The following is a 15,867-nucleotide window of genomic DNA, read 5'->3' as shown; positions in this document are numbered from 1 at the left end:
TCGTCTCCCCCTTTTTTGCACAATTTTTTTCAGGGAGCCGTGCTCTCGCGGAACACTCCTTCCGGCACAAACATCTCAAACCGGGCCCCCCGGCCAGGTTCTCCGGTCTCCTGGATCGTGATACCCGTGATGCCCAGGATCTCCCGGATAAAAAAGAGACCGAATCCCGTATTCTTCCCGAATCCCCGCTCGAAGACGAGCTCTTTCTGGCCGGCCGGGATCCCTTCCCCATCGTCCTCGCAGATGATAAGCAGCCCGGTTCCGGACGTCTGTGATGAAAACCGGATGGTGGTAAGTTTATCTCCGCCGTGGCGCAGTGCGTTGTCCACCAGGTTGAAGAATACCTTCTGGAGCAGGGGGTCGGCAAAGATAGCAACATGGCCAATACCGGAGGTCTCCACTTTTTTTCCGGCAAGGTCCAGACCAAGAATCCCCCGCTCCACGCAGTCCTTCACATCCTGCCACGCGGGCGTGCCGGCTCCCAGCTGCTCGTAGTCCCGGGTAAACTCGATCTGGCGCCGGATATTCCGGGCTATGGCCTCTTCTTTCTCTGTCAGGCCCTTTATTCCCGGGTCCTGTGCCATCATCTTCGAAAGATCGATGTACTGGAAAAGCGCGGTGAGCTGGTTTCCTATGTCGTGCCGGGTGATGGCCGAGAGGAGGTTGAGTTTCCGGTTGGCAAGTTTCATTGCCTCCTCTGCCAGGCGCTGGTCGGTCACATCCTGGACAATGGAGTGAAGGTACCGGTGGCCGTTCTGCGTGATGGGGGCGGAAAAGACCTCCACGTCCCGGATCTCCCCGCCCTTCTTTTTGTGCCGGAACTGGAATACAGCCCCCTGGTCCACCAGTGCATGGGCCATGTCCTTCTGCGTGACCGACAGGTCCTGGACGTTGATCGCCGCGATGGTGAGCCGGAGGAATTCCTCCCGGCTGTACCCGTAGTACCGGCATGCAGCGGCATTGGCATCCATGATCTGCCCGGTATCCGGATCGACTATGAACATCACGGCGTTGTTAATTTCGAACATGTCGCGGTACTTCTTCTCGCTCTCCCGGAGTGCCGCAAATGATCTCCTTAGTCCCGAGATGTCCCGGCAGAGTGTGAATATCCTGACCGTATCTCCAGAAGAGATCACCGATGCGTTGATCTCGACCGGGGTGATACGTCCTGAGCTGTCCGTGTAATCGATCTCAAGGTTATGGATAAACCCGGCCGCAAGGCACTGTCGGACAGCCTCTGCATTCCTCTCCAGGTCGTATTCCGCCGTCCATTCGGTCACGCTTCTTCCGACAATTTCGAGAAGGGAGGCATGGCCGGTGAGGTGGACATAGGCCTCATTTGCATCCAGTACCTTCCCGTTTCCATCAAGGATCACAAACCCGGTGCCGGTCGCCTCAACGAGTGCCCGGTATTTCTGCTCGCTTTCCAGCAGTGCCTGCTCGGCTTTTTTATGCCCGGTGATATCCCGGAGGATAACGAGGCCGGCGAAGTGGTCCTGGTAGCGGAAGAGGGCAACGGAAGATTCGACCGGGACCGGTGTACCGTCCATCTTCAGGTACACGGTCTCTTGAAGCCCGACCGGCCTGCGCTCGCCAATCACAACCCGGGCCCGATCGTGGATGCTCTCCCGGCACTGCGGGGCGACCCGGTCATAGAGCGGCATCCCGATAAGATCCTCTGCTGACGAGGCCCCGACCAGCCTGACCATCGCCGGGTTGACGTAGGCAAAACGCTCCCCGACAGAGATATAGATGGCATCAGGTGCAGATTCCACCAGGTTCCGGAAGTTCTCCTGGTTTTCCCGGAGTTCCTGTTCGCCCCGGGCAAGTTCCTCGTACTGCCCACGCAGTTCCTCATCTGCCGCCGTCAGCTGTTCGTACGCGGCCCGGAGTTCTCCCTCCGCCCGTTTAAGCTCCGTGATGTCCCGGAATATCCCTTCTACCCCGGCGTATGTTCCCTCTGCATCATAATAGACATGGGAGCTCGTGGACACCGTGACCAGGGACCCGTCCTTTCGTTTCAGTATGGTCTCCCGGTTCGAGACGGCACCGTCTTTTTTCAGCACAGCAATAAGCTTGTCCCGCTGGGCCGGGTCGGCATAAAAATCCCTGGCGGGCCGGCCGGTCATCTCGTCAGCACCTGCATACCCGAGAAGACTGGCCCCTGACGGGCTGATCATAACGAGGGTCCCTTTCGCGTCGGTACGGTAGTACACGTCCTGGATATTGTCAAGGATGGCCCGGTATTTTTCTTCGGATGCGGCAAGCGCTTTCTGGTTTGCCGCAAGCGAATCGTATTGTCCCCGTAACTCTTCATCCGCTGCGGCCAGCTGCTCGTTTGCGGCGGCAAGTTCCGTCTCGATCTTCTTGCGTTCGGTGATATCCTGGATAATGCCAAAGACCGTGCGTTTTTCCGGGTCATATGTCGCTACTGAATGGATATCGCGCAGGGCCCCGTCACCGGGACGCCGGATCCTGAAGTCAATGTTATAGGGCTCACCGCGTTTGATGAGGCCGGACAAAGCATCGTCCATGGCCTTACGGTATTCCGGCAGGGGGATCTTCTGGATGGCAATTATCGGCAGTTCGAAGCTTTTTACACCGTAAATTGCAGCGGCATTCTCGGATCCCGTCATCATTCCAGTATCCAGGTGGAACCCCCAGTGACCGATCCGGGCTACCACTTCTGCCCGCCGGAGCCGGGACTCGCTCTCGGTCAGGAGGCGGTATTGCTCCGCGAGTTTTTGTTCCGATTTCTTCCTCTCGGTGATGTCACGGATGGACTCGATCGCGCCATTGACCTGCCCGTTCTGGTCATAGAGGGGGACAGCCTTACCCCAGAGCGTCCGTGGTTCCCCCTTCACCCGGGGGAGCGCGGTCTCGGCTGCAAGCATCGTGCCGTCCTGCACGATATGTGAATAATTTTGCCGGATCGCTTCGGGGGGGGAGAAGACGAGATCGATCAGGATAGGCCGGCGTTCCCCGTAAAATGCGACGGCGTACTCGTAATTTCCCTTTCCCGTCATCGCGGACGCGGGTATTCCGGTCATTTCCTCGATGGCGTGGTTCCACGCGATGACCGTCCCCGCCGTGTCGATGGCAAACGTGGCATCGGGGAGGAAATTGATGATATCGGAGAGTCTCTTCTCCGATTCAATGCGCGAACGCTCGGCAGTGTGCCGGGCAACGGCCTGCCGGATCTTATGGGCGAGTTCAGCAAACTGCGCCCTGGGGTCGCCTCCTTTCTGGAGGTAAAAATCCGCCCCGCTGTTGATGGCCTCGATGACCACCTCCTCGCGGCCCCGGCCGGTAAAGAGGATGAACGGGATGCTGCCGGAGCCGGATCTGACCGCCTTGAGAAAGGCGATGCCGTCCATCCCCGGCATCTGGTAATCCGAGACAACAGCGTCGTACTGCCCGGCTTTGAGGGCATCGAGTCCTTCCTGTCCCGAAATCTTTGTCTCCAGTAAAAAATCTCCCGTGGCCTCCAGGAAGAGCCGGGCTATATCGAGAAGATCGGGTTCGTCATCGATATAGAGGACGCGGATCATGGATTTCCCGGCTCCCTGTAGGGGTTATTAACCGACAGGCGATATAAAAAGTTGGCGCCTGCCGGGCGCAAACGACAGTAGATGTACAGGAAACGCCATGAGAAAACGGACACCGGATCCTGACCCCGACTCTCATGCCGCCGGTCATTCAATCGTTACCGGGATCCGTATGCAGGGCACAAAGTTCGTGCCCCTGCATCCAGAAAAACCGGGATGCAATGCAAAAAAGAAGCGCCGCTGACGCTCTTTTCTAGATCTTTTTTTCTGCCTGATGGGGCCGGAGCGTACCGATAAACCCTTCAAGCTCTTCCCGTGCCCTGCGCCGGTCTTTTGCGGAGACGATTTTTGTCCCTGCCCCGGTAAAATGCGCCTGTACCGGTCCTGGCCGGGCACCAACCGCGTCACATTTGTTGATAAAGACCACAAACGGGATCTTCTCCCCGGTAATTGCGGTATGGAGGTGCTCCACGAACTCGTCGACCGGGCTGGTTGCATCCACGAGCAGGATCGCGCCGTCCATGCCCTTTCCGATGATCTCCCGGGCGAACTCGAAGCGCTCCTGCCCCGGGGTGCCGTAAAGGTACACCCGTTTGTCCCCGATCTGGACCCGGCCGTAATCGAGTGCAATCGTGGTCGTGCCCCCGGCACACTCTGCCTCGATATGCTTTGCCTGCGGGTCGAGCGTCTGGATCAGCGTGGTCTTCCCGGCCCCGAACGCACCGAAGACCACGATCTTATACTTCTCCTCTGCCATCATGGTAGGGTGGGCGGCAGGCGTGTTTACCGTTTCGGTCAGATATTCCGGGAACCGGGTATGCCCCCGTCACCTTTTTCGTTATGCCATCTTCGCTTACGGGCAATGGCAAAGGCCGTCGTCAGGGTATGGCGTCACGGGAGTTGCCGGTACTCCTGCGGGTATCATGGGGCAGTGGCAGATCGTAGCCGGCCGGGGGACCGGCACGGTCAGGGTTGCATTGGACGGGGCCGGGGTACTGGTGATATTATCACCGGACGGAGGAAAGGCGGGAGAGGTATTCGGGGCTGATGCATTCACGCAGCCGGCAGCACCTGCCAGCACAGCGACAAACGCAACGGAGAGGATGAGGAATACAATACGGTCGTGGCGCATCGGTATCACCCTGATATGGCACAAAAAAGAAGATAATCATTGTCTTGATTTCGAAAATATTCGCAGTTATCGCGAAAAAAAGGTTGGTTATTCAGCGTCCTGCGGGGCCTGTTCCAGGTAAAAGACATCGGTTGAGAAAGAATGGATGGTGCCGTTTGCAGTGGCCGTATCAACATCGGCCTGCTCGTAGCTGCTCACCAGGTGCAGGGGGATTGTTGCGTACTGCGGAACAATCGTGTAGTCCCGGATGATATCGGGAGCCCCGCTGTCCCCCGGGTACCATATCCTGACCTGGTAATCCGTGCTGCCCATCTTCGACCAGCTTCCCGAGCCCGAAGTTACCGGTGAGGGTATCTTGAGATTCTGGTTCACGGTGATGATCGGTCCCTGTTTGTAGATCGCGGTGCCATCGGGATAGAACCGGAACTCGTACCCGTTCCCGTCGCCATACTGCCGGATCCACCGGTGAAGGATGGGGTCAGGGGCAGCCGTGGTTGCAGTTGTCACTGCCGCAGTTGCTGTTGGCGCGGCAAACGGTTTGTCGGAGCAGGACATCGTCTGGGGGTTCCAGTAGCAGTTCGTTGTAGTCGCGGTTGGGGTAACGGTGACCGTGACATAGATGACCTCCGGGGTCGGTGTGACCGTGGCTGCCGGTGTGGAGGTAGTTGTGCACCCGGCCGCGAGAACCACCAGGATACAGGCGGCAAGGAGCATGAAAAGGGAGATTACTTTCATACATTCCTGATTCGGTCAGGAAGCGATAACCATTATGCTTTGATCTCAGGGGAAATACGCGGGAGTTTTTTCCCCCCGGAATAAAGGTCTGACATCAGGACTCAGGTTTTGTCCCGTTTCCTGAAGTGGCTGGTATCGGGTCGCAGGAAAAAGTTAGGATGAGCCGGAGGATCCACTGGACGAATCGCCGTTCCCGCGGTCATCGCGGATCTGCTGGCGGTTGTCCTGGATCTGTTCGCGATCTGCTTCATTCGTCTCCCGGACCGTGATGTCCTGCTGCCGGTTTGCATCGATCTGCGACCAGTCCTGCTGGCTTGCGTTGCGCTCGTTTCGGATATCCTGGTGCGTGGCGGCATTGCCCTGCCAGTCCTGGTGGATGTCGGCGCGGTCTGCGGCAATCTGCTGCTGTTCGTCGGTCTGGTTACCGGAGCCGCTCTTTATGTCCTGCTGGTCGGTGTGGATCTGTTCACGGTACCCGATATTATCCGAGCGGTTGGTGAGATCTGCTTCCTGGTCGGAACGGACGGTGGCACGGTTGCCGAGAATGTTCTGGAAGATATTCAGGCTGTCCCACCAGTTTGAGTGGATCTCCTGGTTGTCTGCGTGGATGTCCTGCGTGAGGTTCTGGTCATCGTGGCGCAGGCCGATGATAGTCGCGAGCGACCCGAAGGGGTCAAAGGCCGGGGCGGCAGTGACGGTTGCATTGGGCGTTACAGTTACCTGCGTGGAGTCGTCGGCATAGACGGGGAGCACCAGTGCAACGAGAAGCACGGCGCAGATGCAGGATATGACAGGCATGCGGGTTTTCATTGTTTTCCCTCTCTTTTGTGTGCGTGTGCCCCGTGTTGGGGCGTGCAACCAATCGTGCGGCTGAATGTCATATATATTTGACAAATAGTTGGGGTAAGTATGCTGAACCTGCAGGTTAGAGGATGGATCAGAGGGGATAGAGTGGGAGCAGGGAATGCATTGCCACGGGATCTCAATACACGGTTGTGGAGGGCCGGTACCCGGTCCCTGCCTTCCTGAAAAGATCTTATCACCGGCAAAACGGCCGGTCCCGTTATGGATGATTATGCCCGGAGCGTCCAGCGCACGGTGATCGCGTGTGACGGGCAGAATTCATGACACAAAAAACACATGCAGCAGAGCTGGCTCTTCTCGGGATACACCCCGTCTCCTTTGACCGAAACAAAGACACCCATGGAACAGAGGTCCACGCACCGGTGTTTTGTATGGCAGTGATGGGACCGGTGGCACAGGTCGGGGTCGACATACACCTCTGTTCCTACACTTGTTGCGGGCCCGACTTCCACAGAAACACACCTTTCATTGGACGTGAGACGGGAGAATCACTCCCGTTCCCGTTTTTAAAATATTTTATTCTGTATTATAAAATAGGTGTGATCCTGATTACAGGCTGGTTGGCGAGGTGGACCGGGAAAAAAGAGGAGAGTTTTGTGCCCGTTTCCGGCGTTACGGCTGTCCGTGCTGCCTGCCCTTCCAGAACCGGTAACCGGCATATACGACGCAGCCGAGGATCACGAGTGGCAGGACAGAAATGACAAAGATGATGATCGCGTCGATCACGCCAAAGAATCCGGCAATGCCCTGGTTGATGGCGGACACAAAGTCATGGCCCTGCGTTCCCCCGACCGGTGCCGGTTCCTGCAGGGAGACGGTGATGGTCGAGTAGTCCACCTGGCTGTTGAGATATTTCATGCGCCCGGTGACGCGGTCAAGATTGGTCTGCACCTCGTCGATCTGCTGCTGGACGGCCAGCACGTCCTCGACCTTTGTGGCATTCTTCAGGATCAGGTTGTACTGGGCGAGCTGGTTCTGGTAGGCCGTGATCTGGGCCTGCACGTCCACGTACTCCTCGGTCACGTCCTGGCCCTGCGTGGAGATGGATTTGGTAGTTCCAAGGCCCTGCACGCCCGAGAGTGCAGCATCAAATTTCGCCGCAGGAATCCGGATCACGACCGTCCCGTACGGCTGGCCGGAGTAGTCTGTGCCGATATTCGTAGTTGAGACATAGCCCCCGGAGCCCGTGCCGATCGCGGCTACGGCCGCTGCTGCGCTCGTAACATTGGGAACCTCGAGCGTGACATCCGCGGTCCGGATGATCTTGGTGTCAACGCTCTGGCCCTCTCCCCCGACAGAGGTGGGGGCCGCGGTCGGCACCGGGGCGTACGCGACAAGCGACGAGTCTGCCCGGGCTGACGACCAGGACTGGGCATCCCCGTACGAGAGGACTGCCGGGCCCCCTTTATGGTCCGTGTATTGCGGGGAACTACCGCCAAAGAAAACGAAAGCGCCGGCGATCGCAACAAGGGCGACGATACACACGGCAAGGATAGCAAGGGTCTTTTTCTGCATACCATCCTGTCGCAGCCCCGGATATAAATACACGGCGATGACTGCGAAAATTCCTGTAGTTATCCGGGGATTTCCGGCAATCCGGGAGATTTGGGCGAGATTTGTTTACGTGGGGGCACCCTCCCTTCCGGCATTTTTTCATTGTACTAACCTGGCGGTTCAATCAAACAACCCAAACGATCTTGGGAATATATCCGACCATCCATGTAACAACCAGCTTGTACTAGATGTAACGTGAGGGGAACATCGATGTCACAAGTCGTTATAGAAACGGATTCGATCAAAAAAGGAGTACTCTACTTCTTTGCGATCGTGGGCATCGCAATCATCGGATGCTGGATCGGGATGGGTATCGTAGACCATTACATCAGCGAGGAAGTACAGCAGGCGGTAGCTTCTGCGAGTACACCGGTTACGGCTCCGGTGATTGCTCCTGTTACTGCTTCTACCTCCACGGTGGCATCACCGGTACAACAGTACCCGTATATCATCGAATTTACGGTCCTGTCGACCACCATCGCAAACGGACACTATACCGTGTTCACAACCGCCGGGCAAACCCTGTACATATCAGACTTCTCTTCGTGGAATTCCTGTTACCCGCAGAACACCTATTCTGCAACGATCACCGGAGTTGAAGTGAATGGGGCACTGGATGCCAGTGCAGTAAACCTGATCTACCGGATCTATTATCCCCCGGTAACGTATCCGGTCTCTTACCCATGGTACTATTACTACTCGGGAATGTACTACCGGTACGACGGGTTAAGAACGACCCAGGTTGCATCAAACCAGGTTACCGGACAACGGGTGATAAACGGACAACCGCCAAACTGGAACAGGGTGTAACTCGTCAGTTTCCAGAATAAAACCGGACCGCAGGCCCGGGTATACCCGGACACTGGTTTTCCCCGGGCCTGCGAAGACCGGATCGTCAGAAGAATATATCAGCATTATCTGGATAATGTATGTCCCAGCTCGTCATAGAAACAGATACCATAAAGAAAGGAGTGCTCTACTTCTTTGCTGTCGCAGGCATCGCAATCATCGGATGCTGGATCGGGATGGGTTTCGTGAATTACTGCCTCAATGAAGCAGCAGAACTAACCACTGCTCCTGCAGTTGCATCTGCCACAGATTCCGCGTCGACCGTGGCATCACCGGTACAACAGTACCCCTATGACATGGAATTTACGGTCCTGTCAACCACCTCCGCGAACGGGCATTACCAGGTCGAGACAACGACCGGGAGTATCCTCTATGTGCCCGACTTTGCGACATGGAACTCATTGTTGCCACAGGACACCTACGCCGCGACTATCACCGGGATTGAGGCAAACGGCGCACTGGATGCCGGGACAGTCAGTCGTGCCTCGTCCTCACCCGCTACCGTTTCCGCGTTCCCGGGAGGATTGCAGGTATCTCCTTATCCCATGACCGTTGGGTTTACGGTCCTGTCGGCTACCGTCAACAACGGCAATTATGAAGTGATCACCACCGCCGGGCAGGTCTTACACATACCCGACTATTCTGTGTGGAACTCCCTGTGGCCACAGGAGACCTATTCGGCAACGATCACCGGAATTGAACCCGATGGTTCGCTTGATGTCAGTACCGTGAATACCGGTTCCAAAATCTATTATCCGCCGGGTACGAATTCGGTGATCGTGGGAATGGCTTTACCTGAGACCTGGACACTCCAGGACTCCCCCCATACCGGCACGATAACGCTGTACCCGGACGGCACCGGCTCGGCAAGGATAGACAGTTACCCGACAGTCCCCTTCACGTATGACATGGCGGCTGACGGGACAGACGGGACAGCGTCGTACCGGGTCTGGTCGGTCCCGTTTACGATTAATCCCGCCACTCATGTGATCACATCATATCGTTACCCGGGCGCCGAACTGGTACCCCTGGGATAACATCTTATTTTACCGGTACCGTGCGCCCAGCTGCCCCGGGAGGCCGGGGCCGGAATATGAACGGTTAATACTGTTCCCCGCAGACGTGTCTGTATGGCAAGCCTGGAAAACCTCTTCGGCCACACGCTCTTTGTCTTCCTGTTAGGGGCCGGGGTGGGTTATGCAATCATGGCAGAACTGCTCGAGCGTACCGAGCCGGAAACGGCAAAGAACAAGAAGCTCATCTGGTACCGCGAGATCTTCATGATCGCCCTCCTTGTGCTGGCCGTCATCTGCATGTACCTGATTCTCGTTACCTGAGGCGGACGATCACTCACTTTTTTCGGGCAGATACGGCACGATGGGGTCATCGCTTCCCGGTTCACGTAAGGGCCACGAGTGCTGATGCGGCCATGATCACGTTGACCACGTTGATCACCATGATCGCCCGGGCCTTCGTGTGGTATCCCCATACAATCAGGACAAGGCCGCTTATGATCCAGACGATAAACCCGATCTCCTGGGCTCCAAGGGAACCAACCTGCCGGACACCCAGCCACCCCAGGATACCGAGGCCGGCACCGGAATACTCAAGAAGCGTGGTGGGCGTGATAGGTGTCAGGCGGATCCCGTCCGTAGTACCTGAACATTGCCCGGCATTCCCGTATAAATTGGGAGGATGGCGGAGGTTCTGCAAGAGAAACAGCTGATTCGTCCAGCCCCTGCAAGAAATGGCGGGACATGAGGGATTTTCTCCGGACATTGGAAATGACCTTTTGAGTGAGTCTTGGTGCACTATCGGGATGGTACACCGGGTCGCGGGACCGTAAAAACAAAATGGAAACTGCTAAAAATATTAATCAGCTACACATGGTACAGGAGAGATTCGTATAACCGAACCGGTCATGACCCCTGTCGTGGCGATGCTCATTGGAGCCGTGCTCATTGCCGGAGAACTCCTTTTTCAATCCTCAATTCCCCTTGCTATCGGCATTATCGTAAGCATTGCCGGGGTGGCAACAATAATCGTTGGTATGGTGATGCTGTTTGGCATCGCCCGCCAAAAAGCATAATTTTCCCTTATGATTTTGAATACCGGTACGCCGCTTTTGGTACAGTAATCTCAAACCGGGCCCCCGTTCCCGGTGACCCGGTTTCCGTAATCATCATCCCGGTGATCCCGAGGATCTGCCGTACTAAAAAGAGGCCAAGGCCGGTGTTTTTCCCGTACCCGCGTTCGAAGATCCTCTCCTTTTCGTCGGCATCGATCCCGTTCCCGTCATCCTCGCAGGCAATCAGGAGCACGTCACCGGACTCCTGAACAGTTACCCGGATCTGCGTCATCTTTTCGCCCCCGTACCGCAGGGCATTGTCAAAGAGGTTGAAGAACACCTTATGGAGCATGGGATCGGCAAAGATCTCCACCCCGTGCATGCCCGGAATATCCAGGCTGATCCGGGAGAGATCGAGTTCTCGGGCTGCCTGCCGGACACTGTCCTCCACGTCCTGCCACGCGGGAGCCTGGGTCCCCAGGTCCTGGTATACCCGGGTAAACTCGATCTGGTGCCGGATGGTCTCAATTGCCCTGTTGCTTTTCTGCAGGAACTCCGCTGCAGTTTGCGGGTTGCCTCCCGACGTTTGGGAGAGTTCCAGGTATCCCTGGAGGATAATCAGCTGGTTTGTGATATCATGGCGGGTGATACTCGTCAAAAGATTCAGTTTCTGGTTTGCCCTCCGGTAGGCATCCTGGGTCAGGCTCAGTTCGGCGGTCCGGGCGACCACGCGCTTGTCCAGGTCTTCGGATAAATTCCTGAGTTCTTCGGCCGCCTGTTCCTGCCGGGTCATGGCCTGCGCAAGTTTCAGGTTGGAATAACTCAGCCGGGAGATGAGGCCGGTAAACCGGACCATATAATCCATGAAAACCCCGACCTGCTCCCGGGTAAACCGGGATACACGGGACAGGGCGGCGAGGTATGCGTCGCGGTCAAAGCCGCACTCCTCTGCCCGGGCACCAAAAGCGTCCCTGTCTACGGTCTCGTCCGCCAGGAAGAACTGCCCGATGTAGACATTGCCGGCGTGTTTTGTCCCGAGATAGATGGGTGTTGCGATGTCCCAGAGGCCGTTTTTGCACTTGTACATCACGTACTGGCCGGGTGGGATCTCCCCCCGGGTGAGGGCCGTATCGCTCTCCCGGCAAAAGGCTGCGGTCTTCTCGTTTGCGCGGTGGAACCTTGTGCAGATCTCCTGCCAGCCGGAGGATTCGAGGATGTTTCCTTTCAGGTCCAGGATCGCCGTTCCCATGCCGGTGAGGTTCGAGAAGTCCTCCATCAGGGACTGGATTTCCGGGATATCGAGGATGTTTGCCAGTTCCAGCCCGTTGATGCTGCTCTGAGGGGACAGGACCGAATCCAGTTTCAGCCGGAGCCGCTCCTCGCTCTCCGCGAGGGCTGCAGTCCGCTCCTGTACCCGGGTTTCCAGCTCGTCACGGCCTTTTTTCAGTGCCTCCTCGACTTGTTTTTCCCGGGTCACATCCCGGATGATGGCGAGGAAACACCTGCGGTCCCCGATGGTGATAATATCGGCATTGGTGTGGGCATAGAACAATTCCCCGGACTTGCGCCGCTCGACAGATTCGTACTGCTCAACGCGCCTTTCCTTCTGCAGCCGGGAGATGAAGGCTTCCCGCTGCTCCCTGCTCTGCCAGATGCCAAGGTCAACGGCATTGTGCCCGACCAGCTCATCCCGCGAGTACCCGAAGATCCGTGTTGCTGCATCGTTGACCTCGATGAACACCCCGGTCTCCAGTTCACTGATGGTGATGGCATCCGGGGCGTCCCGGAAGATCGTGGAGTATTTTTCCCGGGCAGCCTGCAGCGCTTCTTCAGCCTCCCTGAGGGCGGTGATGTCGTGGGCCACGCCCTCGATGCCAAGGACCGTGCCGTTTTTGTCTCTATAGAGATGGCAGCTCGTGCTGAGATAATGCACCGAACCATACCGGTCCCTGACCGTTGCAGGATACCCCAGGACGGAACCGTCCCGCTCAAGGATCTCAACAAACTTTTTGCGCCCCGCCGGGTGTACCCAGTAATCGGCAATGTTTTTCCCGATCATCTGGTCCGGGCTGTCATAGCCTACAAGCCGGGCACCGGCCGGGCTGACCAGTGTCAGGTTTCCTGCCAGGTCGGCCCGGTAGAACATCTCCTGCATATTCTCGATGATAGACCGGTAGCTCTGTTCGCTCTCCTGCAACGCCTCTTCTGCCAGCGCCGTCTGGATCACGTGGGATGCGGTTAGTGTAAGATCGTCGAGATACGCGATCATCTCCGGAAGCACCGGCTGCCGGGAAAAGAACGCGAGGACACCGACCGGTTTTCCCGCAGGGGAAAGGATCCGGAACCCGGCAAACGAGACAAGCCCGAGGGATTCTGCCCAGGCCCGGTCATGGATCCGGGGGTCGTGGATCACATCGTTGGTGACGATGCGTTCCTCGTCCCCGCTTCCAATTCTCCCGATCTTATACGCCCCGAATGGCATCCTGCGGTGGCTCCCGTCCGTGTGCATGTACCTCCCGGAGCTGACCACAAGGTGGAGGCAGCTCGCATGGTCCCGGCAGGCACCCGATCCCGTGCTCACTCCTGCATGGATGCATCCCTTTTCGCAGAGGTCCCCGGGCCTTGTCATCCAGATCCGGGCAAAATCCGCGCCAAAAAGGCTGACACAGCAGTCCGTGATACGTTTCAGTTTCTTTTCGGTGGGGGCGGCAAGGAGAAGATCACGCTTGAGCACACCGAGCCCGGCAGAATAATGTTCGTCAAGATAGTGGTGAGTAATGTCCCGGGCGGCGGCATAGATCAGGTTGCCCTGCGGTACCGATCTCCATTCAATCCAGCGGTAGGTCCCATCCATCGCGCGGAACCGGTTTGTGAAGTTGATAACCGGTCTCTGTCCACTCAGATCGGCAAGAGCTGCCAGCGTGGCGGTACGGTCATCCGGGTGGACATAATCGAGGAACCTCTTTCCTTCCAGCTCGGCTACCGGATACCCGAGCGTCTTCTCCCATTCCGGGTTAAGGCGCCGGAAGTACCCGTCCGTATCGGCGATGCAGAAGAGATCCCGGCTGGTCTGGAAGAACGTATCCATTTCGCGGGTCTTTGCAAGGAGCGCTTCTTGTGCCTCTTTGCTTGCGGTGATATCAAAAAAGACCGTGGCAAACTGGTTTTTTCCCGGGGAGTAGACAGAGATCCGGAAGTGTTTTTTCAGGGGCGCAAAATAGGCCTCGAAGACCTCGGGTGTGCCGGTGATTGCGACCCGGCCATAGACGTCGAGGTAGGGCGGCTCCCTGGTGCCATAGGCTTCACTTGCGGTCTTTCCCACCACCGCAGACCGGGAAAGGCCGGTGTGGCACTCATAGATCCGGTTGGTGGCGAGGATCCGGTAATCTGCCGGTTTCCCGTCCGGGCCGGTGATGATCTCGTGGAGGGCCACGCCCTCGTTCATATGATCAAAAAGGAGGGAAAACTGCTCTTCGCTCTTTTTGCGGGCCTCTTCGGCAAGGACGCGTTCGGTGATATCACGCGCTTCGGCAACGAGCATCCGGACCGTACCATCGGAAGAACGGACCGGCTTTAGGGAGAAATCGGTGAAGACCCGGGAACCGTTGGCTCCCCGGAATCCCGCTTCGTACCGCACGAACGCACCCCCGGCTGCATCATGGATCGCCTGCCTGAGCCGCTCAACCTTCTCTTTGTCGTCATTCCACCATGGGCCATCCCAGAAGGGACGGTTTACCACCGCCGAAAGAGATACCCCGACAAAATCCAGTGCCGTGCGATTGGCGTCAAGGAGGATCCCCTCCGGGGAGACGATGCCGGTGAACTGGAACGTGGAGTCAAAGATGGCCCGGACCATCCGCTCGCTCTCGCGGAGCTTCTCCTCTGCCTCCTTATGGCCGGTGATATCGATCGCTACCCCCCGCAGGCCGGTAATCTTTCCGTCATTGCCTCTCATGACAAACGGGCGGATCTCGATGATCCTCATCTGCCCGTTGCTATTGGCGACCGGGATCTCGAATGAGACCGGAGGTTTCCCCGTGACAAGGATGTTCTTGAACATCTGTACGGCAGCCTCTTTTTGGGAGGGGGGGAGCATCTCCATAAACGACCTGCCAATGATCTCCTCCGGGGAAAATCCCACAATCTCCCGGATCCCGGGACTGATGTATACCGTCGTTCCCCTCACATCAATTTCCCAGATGATATTGGGGGAGGTCTCCACGATTGACCGGAATTTCGCTTCGCTTTCCCGCAGGGCTTCCTCTGCTCTCTTGCGATCCGTGATGTCGAGGAGGGATGCAACGCTTTTTTTTGTACCGGGGATGGTATCGATGGTGAGGTGGATGTCCCGGACAGCGCCGGATTTGGTGAGCAGGCCAAACTCGTAGTGCGTTAGTGCCTTGTCGTGGTCCGTTCTCCGGAGTGCATGCTGGGAGAGCATCCGGTCCAGGTCCTCTTTTACCACGAACTCGGTCCACTTCTTCCGGTTCTCGACCTCTTCCCGGGAATAGCCGGTTTTCTGCAAAAATTCGTTGTTGACCAGGGAGAGTGTCGTATCCTCCTCGATGAGGACCATGGCTGTTCCTGTAGTCTCAAAAAGGGTCCGGTACTTCTCCTCGCTCTCGCGCCTTGCACCCTCAGCCTTCCTGCGCTTGACCGCCACCCGGATCTTGTGCGCGAGCTCGGCGAACTGGGCAACGGGGTCTCCACCTTTCTGGAGATAGAAATCAACACCGTTGTTGATCGCCTCGATCACCACCTCCTCGCGGCCCCGGCCGGTAAAGAGGATGAACGGGATATCGCCGTACTGCCTGCGCACCTCTTTTAAGAGGGCGATGCCGTCCATTTCGGGCATCTGGTAGTCGGCAACAATGGCGTCGTAGGCAGGGATCCCGGAGGAGGCGAGCGCTTCTTTTGCCGACAGTACGGTTGTGACGGTAAATTCCCCGTCCCGTTCCAAAAAGAGCTGTGCTATCTCGAGAAGGCCTGCTTCGTCGTCGACATACAGCACGGAGAGGGGCGGAGGCACACGATCAGCCCGGTATGGAAAGTCGTACGCCTGTGGGGCAAAATATCTTTTGATTGTGACCTCTCCCGTTCGTACAAGGGAAAAACAT

13 protein-coding genes are annotated in these 15,867 nt (G+C 57.2%); 4 read left to right on the top strand and 9 right to left on the bottom strand.

Annotated features, from left to right (window positions below; all coding sequences use genetic code 11):
• Positions 1-29 precede the first annotated feature (29 nt).
• The 7 genes from VMS83_RS06675 to VMS83_RS06645 form a co-directional block, all read right to left on the bottom strand.
• A complete protein-coding gene (locus tag VMS83_RS06675) occupies positions 30-3,551 on the bottom strand; it encodes a PAS domain S-box protein (protein WP_325411104.1) in 3,522 nt (1,173 codons plus the stop codon).
• Positions 3,552-3,801: 250 nt separating this feature from the next.
• Positions 3,802-4,305 carry a GTP-binding protein gene (locus VMS83_RS06670; RefSeq protein WP_325411102.1) on the bottom strand — a complete coding sequence of 168 codons (504 nt, stop codon included), beginning with the start codon at positions 4,303-4,305 and terminating at the stop codon, positions 3,802-3,804.
• Between the two features lie 96 nt (positions 4,306-4,401).
• A complete protein-coding gene (locus tag VMS83_RS06665; protein ID WP_325411100.1) occupies positions 4,402-4,680 on the bottom strand; it encodes a hypothetical protein in 279 nt (92 codons plus the stop codon).
• Positions 4,681-4,767: 87 nt separating this feature from the next.
• Positions 4,768-5,415, bottom strand: a complete 648-nt coding sequence (locus tag VMS83_RS06660) for a hypothetical protein (RefSeq protein WP_325411098.1) — start codon at positions 5,413-5,415, stop codon at positions 4,768-4,770.
• A 153-nt stretch (positions 5,416-5,568) separates the two neighbouring features.
• Positions 5,569-6,213, bottom strand: coding sequence for a hypothetical protein (locus VMS83_RS06655; RefSeq protein WP_325411096.1), 645 nt, complete (start codon positions 6,211-6,213; stop codon positions 5,569-5,571).
• A gap of 275 nt (positions 6,214-6,488) precedes the next feature.
• Positions 6,489-6,731 carry a hypothetical protein gene (locus VMS83_RS06650; RefSeq protein WP_325411094.1) on the bottom strand — a complete coding sequence of 81 codons (243 nt, stop codon included), beginning with the start codon at positions 6,729-6,731 and terminating at the stop codon, positions 6,489-6,491.
• Between the two features lie 160 nt (positions 6,732-6,891).
• Positions 6,892-7,794, bottom strand: coding sequence for a DUF4349 domain-containing protein (locus VMS83_RS06645; protein WP_325411092.1), 903 nt, complete (start codon positions 7,792-7,794; stop codon positions 6,892-6,894).
• A gap of 249 nt (positions 7,795-8,043) precedes the next feature.
• Between VMS83_RS06645 and VMS83_RS06640 the strand changes: the two genes are divergently transcribed.
• The 3 genes from VMS83_RS06640 (at position 8,044) to VMS83_RS06630 (ending at position 10,019) form a co-directional block, all read left to right on the top strand.
• Positions 8,044-8,643 (top strand): hypothetical protein, encoded by a 600-nt coding sequence (locus tag VMS83_RS06640; RefSeq protein ID WP_325411090.1) that lies wholly within the window; start codon positions 8,044-8,046, stop codon positions 8,641-8,643.
• Positions 8,644-8,762: 119 nt separating this feature from the next.
• A complete protein-coding gene (locus VMS83_RS06635; RefSeq protein ID WP_325411088.1) occupies positions 8,763-9,719 on the top strand; it encodes a hypothetical protein in 957 nt (318 codons plus the stop codon).
• 93 nt (positions 9,720-9,812) lie between these two features.
• Positions 9,813-10,019 (top strand): hypothetical protein, encoded by a 207-nt coding sequence (locus tag VMS83_RS06630; RefSeq protein ID WP_325411086.1) that lies wholly within the window; start codon positions 9,813-9,815, stop codon positions 10,017-10,019.
• Positions 10,020-10,080: 61 nt separating this feature from the next.
• Here VMS83_RS06630 and VMS83_RS06625 read toward each other — a convergent pair whose 3' ends face one another.
• A complete protein-coding gene (locus VMS83_RS06625) occupies positions 10,081-10,395 on the bottom strand; it encodes a hypothetical protein (protein WP_325411085.1) in 315 nt (104 codons plus the stop codon).
• 208 nt (positions 10,396-10,603) lie between these two features.
• Here VMS83_RS06625 and VMS83_RS06620 point away from each other — a divergent pair, with 208 nt between their 5' ends.
• Positions 10,604-10,771, top strand: coding sequence for a hypothetical protein (locus VMS83_RS06620; RefSeq protein WP_325411083.1), 168 nt, complete (start codon positions 10,604-10,606; stop codon positions 10,769-10,771).
• A 7-nt stretch (positions 10,772-10,778) separates the two neighbouring features.
• Here the strand turns inward: VMS83_RS06620 and VMS83_RS06615 are convergent, their stop codons facing one another.
• Positions 10,779-15,779 carry a PAS domain S-box protein gene (locus tag VMS83_RS06615; protein WP_325411081.1) on the bottom strand — a complete coding sequence of 1,667 codons (5,001 nt, stop codon included), beginning with the start codon at positions 15,777-15,779 and terminating at the stop codon, positions 10,779-10,781.
• Positions 15,780-15,867 lie beyond the last annotated feature (88 nt).

It is taken from the genome of Methanoregula sp., from assembly GCF_035543475.1.
GTDB lineage: Archaea > Halobacteriota > Methanomicrobia > Methanomicrobiales > Methanospirillaceae > Methanoregula.
The sequence above is the reverse complement of the archived record's forward strand: the minus strand, read 5'-3'. Positions and strand labels throughout refer to the sequence as shown.

What these genes read in the sequence shown, in the direction of transcription:
- VMS83_RS06665 (WP_325411100.1), bottom strand. Translation starts at nt 4,680, where the DNA reads ATGCGCCACGACCGTATTGTATTCCTCATCCTCTCCGTTGCGTTTGTC.
- VMS83_RS06675 (WP_325411104.1), bottom strand. Translation starts at nt 3,551, where the DNA reads ATGATCCGCGTCCTCTATATCGATGACGAACCCGATCTTCTCGATATA.
- VMS83_RS06640 (WP_325411090.1), top strand. Translation starts at nt 8,044, where the DNA reads ATGTCACAAGTCGTTATAGAAACGGATTCGATCAAAAAAGGAGTACTC.
- VMS83_RS06645 (WP_325411092.1), bottom strand. Translation starts at nt 7,794, where the DNA reads ATGCAGAAAAAGACCCTTGCTATCCTTGCCGTGTGTATCGTCGCCCTT.
- VMS83_RS06620 (WP_325411083.1), top strand. Translation starts at nt 10,604, where the DNA reads ATGACCCCTGTCGTGGCGATGCTCATTGGAGCCGTGCTCATTGCCGGA.
- VMS83_RS06635 (WP_325411088.1), top strand. Translation starts at nt 8,763, where the DNA reads ATGTCCCAGCTCGTCATAGAAACAGATACCATAAAGAAAGGAGTGCTC.
- VMS83_RS06655 (WP_325411096.1), bottom strand. Translation starts at nt 6,213, where the DNA reads ATGCCTGTCATATCCTGCATCTGCGCCGTGCTTCTCGTTGCACTGGTG.
- VMS83_RS06670 (WP_325411102.1), bottom strand. Translation starts at nt 4,305, where the DNA reads ATGGCAGAGGAGAAGTATAAGATCGTGGTCTTCGGTGCGTTCGGGGCC.
- VMS83_RS06630 (WP_325411086.1), top strand. Translation starts at nt 9,813, where the DNA reads ATGGCAAGCCTGGAAAACCTCTTCGGCCACACGCTCTTTGTCTTCCTG.
- VMS83_RS06660 (WP_325411098.1), bottom strand. Translation starts at nt 5,415, where the DNA reads ATGAAAGTAATCTCCCTTTTCATGCTCCTTGCCGCCTGTATCCTGGTG.